10 protein-coding genes and 1 CRISPR repeat array are annotated in these 12,402 nt (G+C 48.1%); of the genes, 3 read left to right on the top strand and 7 right to left on the bottom strand.

Going from position 1 to position 12,402, the window contains the following annotated elements; all coding sequences use genetic code 11:
* Window positions 1-121 precede the first annotated feature (121 nt).
* The gene (locus tag ACYVGO_RS07680; protein ID WP_460968748.1) at window positions 122-1,060 is read left to right on the top strand and encodes an RraA family protein; all 939 of its coding nucleotides are present in this window, start codon (window positions 122-124) and stop codon (window positions 1,058-1,060) included.
* A 127-nt stretch (window positions 1,061-1,187) separates the two neighbouring features.
* Entirely contained in the window at window positions 1,188-2,117 is a 930-nt protein-coding gene (locus ACYVGO_RS07675; protein ID WP_142775838.1) for an RraA family protein, read from the top strand.
* 87 nt (window positions 2,118-2,204) lie between these two features.
* Here ACYVGO_RS07675 and ACYVGO_RS07670 read toward each other — a convergent pair whose 3' ends face one another.
* The 3 genes from ACYVGO_RS07670 to ACYVGO_RS07660 all read right to left on the bottom strand — a co-directional run bounded on the left by ACYVGO_RS07670 (window position 2,205) and on the right by ACYVGO_RS07660 (window position 5,929).
* Window positions 2,205-4,325, bottom strand: coding sequence for a peptidylprolyl isomerase (locus ACYVGO_RS07670; RefSeq protein ID WP_142775839.1), 2,121 nt, complete (start codon window positions 4,323-4,325; stop codon window positions 2,205-2,207).
* A gap of 267 nt (window positions 4,326-4,592) precedes the next feature.
* Window positions 4,593-5,141: a sll1863 family stress response protein gene (locus ACYVGO_RS07665; protein ID WP_142775840.1), complete on the bottom strand. Its 549-nt coding sequence runs from the start codon at window positions 5,139-5,141 to the stop codon at window positions 4,593-4,595.
* 185 nt (window positions 5,142-5,326) lie between these two features.
* Window positions 5,327-5,929 carry a thioredoxin family protein gene (locus ACYVGO_RS07660; protein WP_142775841.1) on the bottom strand — a complete coding sequence of 201 codons (603 nt, stop codon included), beginning with the start codon at window positions 5,927-5,929 and terminating at the stop codon, window positions 5,327-5,329.
* A gap of 227 nt (window positions 5,930-6,156) precedes the next feature.
* Here ACYVGO_RS07660 and ACYVGO_RS07655 point away from each other — a divergent pair, with 227 nt between their 5' ends.
* Window positions 6,157-8,313, top strand: coding sequence for a sensor histidine kinase (locus tag ACYVGO_RS07655; protein WP_460968745.1), 2,157 nt, complete (start codon window positions 6,157-6,159; stop codon window positions 8,311-8,313).
* Between the two features lie 499 nt (window positions 8,314-8,812).
* Window positions 8,813-9,365: direct repeats of the CRISPR family, unit length 37 nt; unit sequence GTTTCAATCCTTCTTTCCGTGGATTAGCCTTTCGAAT.
* Window positions 9,366-9,560: 195 nt separating this feature from the next.
* Here the strand turns inward: ACYVGO_RS07655 and cas4 are convergent.
* From cas4 to ACYVGO_RS07635, 4 genes are all read right to left on the bottom strand, one after another.
* A complete protein-coding gene (gene cas4 / locus ACYVGO_RS07650; protein ID WP_460968743.1) occupies window positions 9,561-10,148 on the bottom strand; it encodes a CRISPR-associated protein Cas4 in 588 nt (195 codons plus the stop codon).
* 115 nt (window positions 10,149-10,263) lie between these two features.
* Entirely contained in the window at window positions 10,264-10,554 is a 291-nt protein-coding gene (gene cas2 / locus ACYVGO_RS07645) for a CRISPR-associated endonuclease Cas2 (RefSeq protein WP_460968741.1), read from the bottom strand.
* The gene (gene cas1, locus ACYVGO_RS07640) at window positions 10,551-11,597 is read right to left on the bottom strand and encodes a CRISPR-associated endonuclease Cas1 (RefSeq protein ID WP_460968739.1); all 1,047 of its coding nucleotides are present in this window, start codon (window positions 11,595-11,597) and stop codon (window positions 10,551-10,553) included. The genes cas2 and cas1 overlap by 4 nt, the downstream gene beginning before the upstream one ends.
* A 58-nt stretch (window positions 11,598-11,655) precedes the next feature.
* Window positions 11,656-12,399, bottom strand: a complete 744-nt coding sequence (locus ACYVGO_RS07635; protein ID WP_460968737.1) for a CRISPR-associated endonuclease Cas6 — start codon at window positions 12,397-12,399, stop codon at window positions 11,656-11,658.
* Window positions 12,400-12,402 lie beyond the last annotated feature (3 nt).

The following is a 12,402-nucleotide window of genomic DNA, read 5'->3' as shown; positions in this document are numbered from 1 at the left end:
TACTTATGCTACAGTCTTTTTGCTTAGAATTCCTATTAACCCCTTCGTTTCCTAGTGGAAAAACTGATTCCACCCACGCGCTGGCATTGGTTTGATTAAACCTTCAACTCTCCATAAAGCAATGACAAAGAGAACATTCCTCGTAGTAACAGCCATCGCCCTTTCGGTAAGTTTTTTTGCCAAGGCCCAACGGGTAGGCTCATCGCCGGAATACATTACCGCCTTAACCTCAAACTGGAAAGGCGAACGATTCCCCGACGGACGGCCCAAAATACCCGATATTGTTTTGGAGCGGCTACAGAATTGCACGCTGGAACAGATTTGGGGCTATTTAGGCAAAAAAGGCTACCGTAATCAGGTCGAAAAAGACTGGGTCATTCTTAAACCCGGCGAAACAATGACCGGGCGGGCCGTTACTGCTCAGTTCATGCCCACCCGGCCCGACCTCGACAGTCTGGTCAGGGCGCAGGGAAAAGCCGAAGGCCGTTCGCAAAAAGGAGGCATTAACATCTGGCCAATCGACATCTTAACAAAGGGTGATATCTACGTGGCAGATGGCTATGGTAAGATTAAAGACGGGACGCTGATTGGATCGAGTCTTGGGAATGCTATTTATGGCAAGACGGGAAAGGGGGTTGTTTTTTACGGGTCTGTCCGGGATATGCAGGAACTAAAAGACACAAAAGGGTTCAATGCCTGGGTAAAAGGGCATGATCCTTCTTATATCAAAGACATGACACCTACCTCCATCAACGCCCCTATTCGTATTGGTGAGGTAACTGTATTGCCCGGCGACGCCGTGTTTGCCAATGAATACGGAACGGTATTTATTCCGGCTCACCTGGTGGAAGGACTGGTATCGGCATCTGAAATGACAGCCCTGCGTGACGAGTTTGAACGGGTACTCCTCCAGCAAGGTAAATACCCATCGGGTGAAATTCACGGCGACTGGTCGGATAAAATAAAAGGAGAGTTCAGAACCTGGGTTGGCAAGTACCCAAAAAAGTTAGCCATTACCCAGAAAGATGTAGATGCTTATCTGGCAAAAGAGGGACATTAATTTACATTTAAACACGGAGGAACGGAGATAAGACACGGAGAGCACTGAGAAAACCTCTGTTCACTCTGTTTTTCATCTCTGTTCCTCTGTGTTTAAACCATTCACTCATTAACCAAACGTCAACCTAATGAACAGTAAGTACGCCGTCTTCTTAGTAACACTGTCTCTATTTATTACAGGCGCTTCGCTCGCACAAACCATTCCCAAAGACGAGTTGGTTTTTTTAACCTCCGAGTGGAAAGGCGAACGGTTCCCCGATGGGCGGCCCAAAATTTCGGATGACTTGGTGGAACGAGCCAAACACATTGGTATCGATGATGCCTGGACGGTCTTAAAAAATGAAGGCTATACCAATCAATTTGAAGGTAACTGGAAACTGATTCAGAACGATGTAGCCGTAACCGGGCGGGCTGTAACGGCCATGTTCATGCCCAGCCGACCTGATGTTGAAAAAACGATTAAAGAACGGGGCATTACAAAACAGGGCCGAAAAGGTAATACCAATACCTGGCCAATTGAAACCCTTACCAAAGGCGACGTCTACGTAGCCGATGCGTTCGGCAAAATTGGCGGAGGAACCCTGATGGGTGCGACTTTAGGCAATGCCATTTTCAGTAAAACAGGCAACGGGGTCGTGTTTAACGGAGCGGCAAGAGACCTACAGGAATTACAGAACATAAAGGGATTCAACGCCTTTGTCCGCGATTTCCACCCCTCCTTTCTGGAAGAAATGGTGTTGATGGGGCTAAACACCCCAATACGAATCGGTAATGTAATGGTACTGCCGGGCGATCTGGTAATTGCTCAACGGGAAGGTGTGTTGTTTGTGCCTGCCCACATGGCCGAACAGGTTGTCAGCACCGCCGAGTTTGTGACCCGCAAGGATCAATTTGGATTTGAAACGGTTAAATCCGGGAAATACACAACCGGCCAGATCGACAGCCAGTGGACAGATGAAATCAAAACAGACTTCCTGAGATGGCTTGGTCAGCATCCAGAACTCGGGAAAATGACCCGGCCGGAATTAGATAAAGTCATGAGTAAACGAACGTGGTGAGTAGTACCGACCGGGACGGTCGGTACTACAAAAAAGGCTTCCGCTGAATCATCGGAAGCCTTTTTTATGTGAATCAAGATTTAATTCCTAATAGAACTTCGACCGGCGGTCTTCTACTTTAGCGGCTTCTTTGATAGCCTCGTTGATGTAGAAACTTACCCGTGAGGTGTTGTTTTGCTGAATTTGCGTTTTGTACATCGTGTAGTCAGCAACGGCGGGAGCAGGTGTTAAGGAAGCGGTTTCCATAATCAATACCCCACCTTCGCCAATGAACGGTTTCGAGCGTTTACCGGGCTTCAGACCGAACGCTTTACCAAGGGCAACAGGGTCAACACCTGCGCTGCGTAGGAAGCCCGTTGCCAGATTGATGTCTTCAGCCAGTTCAACCAGAGCACCCGAACCATACTTCTCAGCAATGCTCTCCAGGGTTCCGCTGGCATTACCCAATTTACTAATGATCTGCTCGCCTTTCAGTTCATTGCGCACCTTAGCGGTCAGCTCGTTGCGGTAATCGCTAACTTCTACTTTGTCTTTTTCCGTTTTATTAGTCAACACAGCAATTACGTACTGATCACCTACTTCAAACGGCTCCGATACGGTATTCAGGTCGGTTTTGTCGTTAAACGCCCACCGAACAATCTGCCGGACTTCAGAGCCTGACAATGCATTGATCTGAGCAGCTCCTTCTGGAATTCGCTCAGCCGTAGCTACAACCAACGACTTATCTTCTTTTACTTTCGCATCAAACTCTTCTTTGCTATGTACATCCGATGCGAACTGGTCGGCTTTGCGAAGAGCCTCATCGCGGGTGGTCTGGCTAGGCGCAATTGTTTTACCGATAGCTGCAATCCGATAGAGCACGTTTGTTTTAGGCTGTGTTACTTTAATGATGTGATAGCCAAACTCAGTTTCTACCAGACGAGGAATCAAGCCAGCCGAGGTAGCCCCAAATACAGCCGTTTCAAATGGTTTTACCATCTGGCCGTTGTTTTTGAAGTAACCCAAATCACCACCTGCCTGAGCCGAACCATCCTGGCTGTTGGCCTGCGCCAGTGCCTCAAAGCTAGCGCCACCCTGAATCTGCTTCAGGATGCCTTCTGCCTTACGCCGAGCCTCAGCCTTAGCCGAATCCGCCAGCCCTTTTGTCTGAATCAGGATATGGCTGGCACGAGCCGTAAAACTGGTGTCTTTCTTGGTACCGCCGTATTTGTAGATAAAATACGTATTGGCTTCGCGGAAGGGTCCATAAATACCACCCGGTGTAAAGGTTGGGATAGCCGCCCGGAGTTGCTCGGGCATTTCACCCGCCGTTAGGTAGAGCGGCACACGAACGTCGCTGTTCTGCTGCGCAAACGTCGAATCATTCGTGGCAGCACCAAGGCCACGTGCCAATGATTTAATTTCCGTGTAGAGGGTAGCGCTATCTTCTTTAGACGGAGCCACCGAGAAGGTTACGTATTGAATCGAACGGCTGTCCGTACCCGGATATTCGTCCTTGTGCTTATTGAGATAATCCTGCAACTGAGAGTCCGTTACCTTAACGGTTGTGTCGTTGATGGTATAGTATGGAACGAACAGGAACTTCACATTCGCTTTCGAGTTCTGCGCCTGATATTCTTTCTGTGCTTCAGCCGTCGTTGCAAATACCGACATACGCATCAGCCCTTCATACTTATCACGAAGGCGATTGGAGCTCAGATTTTTCTCAAAGCTAGCCCAGGCAGCCTGCTGTTGTACAGGCAAATTCTTTAAGCCTTTCAAGTAGCTGATAATAGAGCTTTTATCGAAAACACCCGTTTGGGGGTTCGTAAATGCCTGCCGAACAGCGGGGCTGATGTTATTACCCTGTACCATGTCGACAAGTTCTTCGGGCGAGACCTGCAAGCCAAGCTTATCGAATTCTTTCTGGTAGGCAATTTCGAACAGCATCTGATTCCAGGCTTGTTCACGAATCTGAACCATTTCCTGATCAGCAGGAGCACGGCCAGTTTGTTGTTCGTATTGCGCCCGGACTTCATCAACTTTCGCATTGAACTCCTGATAATCAATAGATTGACCGGCAATTTCGCCGACTTTTTGTTGATCTCCACCGAACAGCAAGCTACGGCCGCCGAGCAAATCTCCACCCACAATGAACAGGATCAAACTTACGGCAATAACGCCTACAGCCAGTCCTGAACGTTCCCTGATCTTATTAATGACAGACATTTCGCTTTTAACAGTCAATATTAGCCCGCAAAATAACAATTTTCCCTGTTCGAATACAAGTAAAAGCTGTACATCTGTCCCCAAAATTGAGGAGTTGGCTCCACAACCTCTAAACAAAAACGGTGCCGACTCTTGACAGAATTGGCACCGTTTTCAAAAAACAGCGAATCTCTTTAAGGAAATGGATTATGTAAAATGGATAATGGATAACGGTAATTTTTGATTAGTAAGCCATTAGTCATTTCACATTATTCATTGTCCATTTAGTTAGTTATCCTTCTTTAATTTATCGCCCGCTTTATCAAAGGCATCACCTATATCACGACCGGCACTTTTAAAGCCCGCTTTTACGTCTTTCCAGGCATCGGCGGTGGCATTTTTGGCTTTATCCATGTCGTTGGCTAACTCCTCCCGTTCAACTTCCAGCTTCGCTTTCTGACGCTCGGTTTCAGCCTTAGCCTTATCGCTCTGTTTATCTGCCTTTACTTTTAATTCATCAATTTTTGCATCCAGTTTATCCTTCTGGATCTTCATTTTAGCGACTGCTTCATCGCGTTCACGCTTAAAATCAGCGGATAGCTCATCCGATTTAGCATCAGCTTTATCGCCGGCTTCGTCCAAATTTTCTTTTGCTTTTTCGGTAGCATCTTTTGTATCCGCCGAGATCGCATCACCCGTTTTTTCCAGGGCATCTTCGGTTCGAGACTCTTTTTTACCATCTGAACCGCAAGCCTGCAACAACGCCAGCGACGCAACCAGCATCAGGGTACCTGCTACATGTCTAAGTTGGGTCAAGATTAACTGGGGCTTTTTCATACCGTTTCTGTGTAGTTTGATTTGTACCAACCCCGTTGGCAAAGGTCGTGCCAGAAAGAAGGGGGAGGAAAGGGAGGAAGGAGAAAAGGGACAAGAGGCAAAACAAAAAAGGGCTACTTTATAATTATCCTTCTTTCTCATCCCTTTCCTCCCCCTCCTCCCTTTCTTCCCACTCCTCCTCTTTTTTACTTCCACTTAATAGCGCAGCCGATGGGTTTGGTAATGGGCGATTGTACAGGGCGGCCTCCTAACAGGCTACTAACGGCGTCATCGACGTACCGACGTTTCACACTGGCTTCGTCCTGCGGGTTATCGTCGATTGTACCCACATATTCCAGGATAAACTGGCCATTTGTTTGCTTGAGTACATACACCTGTGGTGTACGGGTAGCACCAAATGCGCGAGCTGTAGCCTGCGTTTCATCAATCGTATACGCATACGGGAAGTTTTTATCCCGGGCGCGGGCTTTCATATTCTCGAACGAATCCTCCTCATAGGCAGTCGGATCATTAGGCATGATTGCCAGCACCGGATACCCCTGGGGTGAAAATTTTCGATCCAGGGCAATCAACCGGTCTTCGTACGTTTTCGAAAATGGGCAATGATTGCTAGAAAAAACGACGATCAACCCTTTTTGGTCGCGGTAATCCGCCAGCGAAACACTACGCCCATCCACACTTTTCAGACGAAAATCGGCAACGGCATCCCCTAATGTATATCCTTTTGATTGGGCATGTATACCAGATAGCGCTGTTAGCATAAGAAGCGCTGTCAGAAGAACATGCATGTGTTTGTGAGTTTTCACCGGATTATTCTTTTTTGGTTAGACAACAAATGCAGTATAAAGATTAGTTTACCGTGAATTTAGGCTTACCCGCTCAGTATCGTTACCGTTGCATTCATCTGTGAGCTTCGGTTGGCCAAAATGCCTTACCATACGTGCGACTAAGAAAACAGATTGGTATACATTTTTCTGAAATGAAATTACTTAAAAGGATATTGTATTTTAGCCCAATGAATCGACTTCTAGTTTGGGTGATTATGATGAGCCTGCTGGTTAATACCGCCGTTGGCCAGGGGTTTCGCATTGTGACGGATAGTGATGAATTAGAAGGCTCTAACTGGCGGTTTATGTCTGGCGATAATCTGCACTGGGCTGATTCTACCTTCAACGATAGCAACTGGGAAAAGCTTGCTACTGACAGGTCGATTGAGCTAGCGTCAGACACATGGCAACAAAATAAAGGCTGGTTTCGAAAAACCCTTCATCCTCGATCCGGCATTGTTAATCAGGACCTTAGGCTGGTTGTTAAACAATTCGGCGCTTCTGAAATCTATCTTGATGGTCGCTTGCTGGCCGTGCTCAAGCCTGCCCAGTTCGACTCAGGTGGATCTCAGCGGCTCCTTCGGTTTGTACCGATTCGATTTCCAGATACCAATCAGCATATACTAGCCATTCGCTATCGCTTCCGTCGTGACCCAGTCATTCAGGCATCTACGAATATTGTTCCGATTAGTATTCACCTCTACAATCCTGATCAGGCAGGTGAGTTATTGCGTGATGAGGCCCAATGGACATCTGCCCTGGATGGCTGTTTCATCGGCGTGTTCGGTATGCTGGCGCTACTTCACTTCTTGTTCTATCGAGCTAACCGCAGCCAGGCCATCAACCGGATACTCGCCTGGGGTATGTTCTTTTTTGCGTTGATCTTCCTCATAGCCGAACTAGATGAGTACGTTGGCACCCTTACGCATGTATCTGTTACAGATATGATTAGTGATCTAAGTATGCATGCGGGCTTTATACTGCTCCTCACTGCTGTTTACCAATACTTACACCTCCGCCGAAACTGGATATACTATACGGTAATTAGCACGGTAGTCATTGACCAGCTTTACCGATTTGCGATAGGTACTCCTCCGGATGGACTATCCTGGGTTCCATTTGGGCTGGTCAACATCGACTACGTTCGAGTAAGCTGGTTAGGGCGCAAAACCAACGATACCGATGCCAGGCTTCCCTGGAATTCACTCAAATTTAGCCTCTACTGCGTCTTGCTGATGATCGTGATCAGTATTGCTGCGGGCATCATGGAATCCACCTTAAAAAATTCCTTTGAATATATGTTAGTGGCTATTATTGGTTTGGGAGCCATATCCATTTTCAGTATTCCGGTTGGTCTATCCCTCTCGTTGGTTCGGGATTATACCCGAACCTACAATGCGCTGGATAAAAATCTCCGGGAAGTAGAGCAACTCTCAGCTCGAACGCTGGCCCAGGAACAGGAAAAACAACACCTATTAGCCCGCCAAAATGAACTGCTGGAAGAACAGGTTCACGAACGCACAGCCGAACTCCATCAGTCATTAGAGGAATTAAAGGCAACGCAGGCCCAGTTAGTGCAACGGGAAAAATTAGCCTCCCTGGGGGAACTCACAGCGGGCATTGCCCATGAAATTCAGAATCCACTTAATTTCGTCAACAACTTTGCCGAGGTTTCGGTTGAATTAGTTGAGGAACTGAATGAAGAACGGGGAAAGCCAGATAGTGAGCGTGATAAAGATCTGGAAACCGATTTATTAAGCGATCTGGGCCAGAACGTACAGAAAATCAGTGACCATGGCAAACGGGCAGCCAGCATTGTCCGGGGGATGCTCCAGCATAGTCGAGCCAGTTCGGGTCAAAAACAACCTACCAATTTAAATGCCCTTGTCGACGAATACCTTCGCCTGGCTTATCAGGGTCTCCGAGCCAAAGATAAGTCCTTCAACGCCCACCTGACTACTCATTTTTCGCCCAATCTACCAACCATCAACCTTGTACCGGAAGATATTGGGCGGGTACTGGTCAATCTGTTCAATAATGCGTTTTATGCCGTTCAACAGAAAAGCCAGCTAGCAGCAGAATTTGTACCGACGGTTTCCGTTACAACCACTCAAACCAACGATCAATTGGTTATTCAGGTACGCGATAATGGCACCGGCATTCCAGATGACGTTCGGAACAAAGTATTCCAGCCTTTTTTCACGACTAAACCCACCGGCGAAGGAACTGGCCTGGGTTTATCGCTCAGCTATGATATTATTGCGAAAGGGCATGGTGGCCAGCTAAGTGTAGCAACAGAAGCGGGAGTATTTACAGAATTCACAATAACCCTTCCACTCGGATAACTTTAACACGGTTTCCCATACATCAATTTCCAGATTGTCCATCTCACTGCCACAGCCTTACGAAGGTGAGTATCGGCATTGATATCGCTTTGCGACTAGCCCATCAGTTTCCAAACCCAACGGAATAAGAGCCAAAGCGCCACACTCAATACTGCCAATAGCAGTGCCCATGGACTTAGATCAGGTACATCTCGTTTCATGGTACAGAAACGAGATTTTTTTAGATACTTACAAAAAATATGAGCTAATGGACTGGCTGACAGGTAATTAATATACCAAAAATAGATTAATTATATCTATAGTGATTATTCACACAAAAAGGACAATTGAAGTGAAATAATTAACATTCATAGTAACTAAGTAAATGGATACTATAAAATGAACAAGGGTTGTATCGCAGATTTGAAATGCATTGATTGTTCATTTAAATAAGTCGAATTACTTAACTAAATACACCTTCATGGATTAAGCGAGAGACCTTCCTATGATTGAACAGCACGTTTCAATCCTCCTTTTCGTGGATTAGCCTTTCGAATCTTATGGGATTAGCCTCACAATGCGCATGGGCTGACCGTTTCAATCCTTCTTTCCGTGGATTAGCCTTTCGAATGTCAGTGCCCTGGCGGTCCGTATTGATGCCCAGCGACGTTTCAATCCTTCTTTCCGTGGATTAGCCTTTCGAATACTATAATCCTACCGAAGGCGTTGGCATTAACGAGTGTTTCAATCCTTCTTTCCGTGGATTAGCCTTTCGAATATCGCCGGGGTGCTGGTGGGGGTGATGATACCGCGCGTTTCAATCCTTCTTTCCGTGGATTAGCCTTTCGAATGCGAACGTGAAGAAGCTCGTCATTTTGCCGATTCAATGTTTCAATCCTTCTTTCCGTGGATTAGCCTTTCGAATCAGTACTGGCCCCGACCACGCGACCCTACCGTCGAAAGTTTCAATCCTTCTTTCCGTGGATTAGCCTTTCGAATTCGCTACGGCGGTATACGTCTCGTTATCTTCTGTAGAGTTTCAATCCTTCTTTCCGTGGATTAGCCTTTCGAATCCGTCCGAGCATGTAAAAAGCTCATATACAAGCTATTAAACGACCTTTCGTAATACTCTTTTTTGTGTTTTAGCAGGTCAAAGTACATAGAAAACTAGTGTTTTTTAACAACTTTCCGTAAACGTATCGCAGTGACAACCAACCCGTTAACCCCACTTTTTACGCTACCTAAAATACGCTGCCACTCGGAAGTGGTCACTTAATACAAATATTGCGGTATGTGCAAGTTACACAACGTGCTTTTGCTTTGGTCGCTTTTGGGTAAAAATTACGCTCGATAATTGTAAAAATCGCTTCGGCGGCCCGCTTTACTTCCGCTTTGTCATCTTCCGTTATGGGAACCTTGATCACCCGGTTGTTACTGCGAGTGTATACCAGATACCCCCGATCAACCGGTCGACCGAAGTTGGCTTCGATGAGCCAGGCATAGCAGTACAGTTGGGTTCGATAGGTGTCGTATACCTTGTCTTTGTATTCGGCAAATTTGTAATCCAACGGAGCCATCGTGCCGTCGCCGAAACCCAACACCTCATCGATTACTCCCCGCATCAACTCATTCGTCAGGTATTGATCCATGTGTTTCTCCGTGACGGGCGCACCGGGCCGACCCAGCCGTTTACGGAGATACTCTTTGTTACGCTCCAGCCGCTCGTCGTGCAGATTGCGTCCCCGCATAACTTTGTAATTTTTCTCCTCATACTGCGGAATCGCCAGCACGTACTCGAAATACGTAAAACGCGGACAGAACAAGTATTCGATGATATGCGATGGCGTGAGGGTCATGGGAGAAGGAGAAAGGGGAGAGAGGGGAGGAAAGGGACGAGGGGGAGGAAGGGGAGGAAAGGGAGGGGCTGGTTTTCCTTTACTCCCTCTCTTCCCCCTCCTCCCTTTACTCCTTTTAAAAAAATAACGCTCTGATTTCGTCGGTGACTAGCTTCTTATCGAACGCCTGACCGAGCAGGGCCGTTTGCTGTAACTCGCCCCGGCTCATCGGAAAGATGTAGACCTTGTCGGTGTCTTCGTCGATGAGTTCTTCCAGTTGAAGCTGTAAGGTATCTTTCTGATTCTGCGTCAGCGTTCCCAGAAAACAGGAAAACTGCACCCGGTACAAGCCTGCCTGCTGACAGCGTTTGGCGGCTTTGGTACGTGCCTTGTCCTTGACAATATCGTAGAGTACCCAAATAATCATAGCTTGACGAGGTCGGGCAGACCACCCGTTTTTCCGATGAGTTCGTTGGCAAACTGATGCGCGTCGAGTTGCATGCAATGACTTCTGACGAGGTTCCGGCCCCGGTACCGAATCGGGTCGTTATCCATAAACTCGTTGAAGGCATTCACCAGTAAGGCTTTCCCCTCAGCGTTCAGGGAATATCCCGTTCGCGAGCCCGACACCTCACCCACGTGCGATTTATTAACTTTTTTAGCCGTAAACAGCCGAAACACCACCTCATCGGTCCAGCCTCGGTAGGGTTCAATGAAGTCGTACACCATGCTCAACTGGTTGTAATCGTCGCGGTGCAGGAAGCCCACATAGGGATCAAGTCCGGCCATCATCAGCGTTTTTTCTACCTTGCCGTACAACATGCCGTAGCCATAATTCAGAAAAGCATTGAAGGCATCCTGCGCCGGGCGACTGCTGCGCCCATTGAACTGGTATTCTTTGGGCAACACATAACTCAGCGTCTCGAAATACAACCGACCCGCCGTGCCTTCCAGCCCACGAAGGGTATCGGCTACATCAGCCACGCAGCTCGTCTGTCCCTCGGCGGCAGCCAGTGTACTGATCGACAAGGCCATAGCCTCCGTTCGAATTAGTTTGTCGTCCAGAAAATCGGTGTGTTGCGGCCGGTGTTTTTTCAGGCTTCGAATAAGCCCCAATTGGTTATCGAGTTTAGCCAGCAACCACGACCGTATCCAGCGCAACCCATCCGGCCCCAGACTGGCCTCCAACTGTCGCTTTCTGATTTTGGTGGTACTCCCGAGCTTGGCGTGCCAGACCCGCCCAATGGGATCGCCCTGTTGTTCGATAAATACGATGTCGACATTATGGCGCATGGCCAGCCGCACGGCATCGGTACTGAGCGATGTACCCGTAGCCAGCAAAATATGCGTCACTTTCTCCGCCGAATAGGTCGCGCTGATGAGCTTGCCATCGTCGCCCTTCCGACGAACATCGAACATGGCGTCTTTGACGTGCAAATAGGTTCCGTAGGTGCTGATGTGGAGTTGCATAAAAAGGGAGGAGAGGGAGAAAGGAGGAAAGGGACGAAGGATAGAGTCTGCCGATGGTTTATTGCTTTCCTCCCCCTCCTCCCTTTCTTCCTTCCTCCCTTTTCAAAGCCCCAAACCCCCGCGATACGGCTTTGCCCAGGCCGATGCCGTCGGGCAGGATGACGTTGGCCAGAAAGCTGCCCGTAAAGGCAACCATTGTCTGGTTTTTGAACTGCGTTGTCCGTTCCTCTACCGATAGCCGAACCAGAATTCGTTCGTGAGGCTGCAACCACAGGCCAAACTCGCGGAACAACGCCAGTAGCTGACTGGTGAGCACCCGTTTTAGTTGTGCCTGCTGTTCGGCTTCAGTATAGCGTCGATAGTCGCGGAAGTTATCCTGATTGAGGGCCATCCAGAGCGTTTCGAACCGATACTCGATCAGATCGTCTGCGATGCCAATGGGCGTTTGCTCGTGCCGGATGTGCTTGCTCAGTACGGGGAAGGTCTCATTTTCGATCTGTACTTCCCGCATCTGTAAAAACAACTGCGTGAGCAAAGTAGCGCCCTCGCCCAGCCCCACGAGCGTGGGTATATGGTCGAGCACCTTGTACTGCACCAGCGGATAGGCGTAGCGAAACTTTACATCCGCGACTCCATCTGTACCGGCATCACTGTCCAGGTGATTGTGCAATAGGGGCGAATGGGCCTTAAACAACGCCCCAAAGTACCCCCGCAACTTATGCGCATCGCGGGTACGAAGCGCGATTTCGGGAAAGGTGATGGTGGTGATGGGGATTAGGGTTTGGGCTGTGGTGGTGGTCATAGG

The organism is Spirosoma migulaei (genome assembly GCF_054776855.1).
The sequence above is the reverse complement of the archived record's forward strand: the minus strand, read 5'-3'. Positions and strand labels throughout refer to the sequence as shown.

What these genes read in the sequence shown, in the direction of transcription:
- ACYVGO_RS07680 (WP_460968748.1), top strand. Translation starts at nt 122, where the DNA reads ATGACAAAGAGAACATTCCTCGTAGTAACAGCCATCGCCCTTTCGGTA.
- cas1 (WP_460968739.1), bottom strand. Translation starts at nt 11,597, where the DNA reads ATGCAACTCCACATCAGCACCTACGGAACCTATTTGCACGTCAAAGAC.
- cas4 (WP_460968743.1), bottom strand. Translation starts at nt 10,148, where the DNA reads ATGACCCTCACGCCATCGCATATCATCGAATACTTGTTCTGTCCGCGT.
- ACYVGO_RS07660 (WP_142775841.1), bottom strand. Translation starts at nt 5,929, where the DNA reads ATGCATGTTCTTCTGACAGCGCTTCTTATGCTAACAGCGCTATCTGGT.
- ACYVGO_RS07635 (WP_460968737.1), bottom strand. Translation starts at nt 12,399, where the DNA reads ATGACCACCACCACAGCCCAAACCCTAATCCCCATCACCACCATCACC.
- ACYVGO_RS07655 (WP_460968745.1), top strand. Translation starts at nt 6,157, where the DNA reads ATGAATCGACTTCTAGTTTGGGTGATTATGATGAGCCTGCTGGTTAAT.
- ACYVGO_RS07665 (WP_142775840.1), bottom strand. Translation starts at nt 5,141, where the DNA reads ATGAAAAAGCCCCAGTTAATCTTGACCCAACTTAGACATGTAGCAGGT.
- ACYVGO_RS07675 (WP_142775838.1), top strand. Translation starts at nt 1,188, where the DNA reads ATGAACAGTAAGTACGCCGTCTTCTTAGTAACACTGTCTCTATTTATT.
- ACYVGO_RS07670 (WP_142775839.1), bottom strand. Translation starts at nt 4,325, where the DNA reads ATGTCTGTCATTAATAAGATCAGGGAACGTTCAGGACTGGCTGTAGGC.
- cas2 (WP_460968741.1), bottom strand. Translation starts at nt 10,554, where the DNA reads ATGATTATTTGGGTACTCTACGATATTGTCAAGGACAAGGCACGTACC.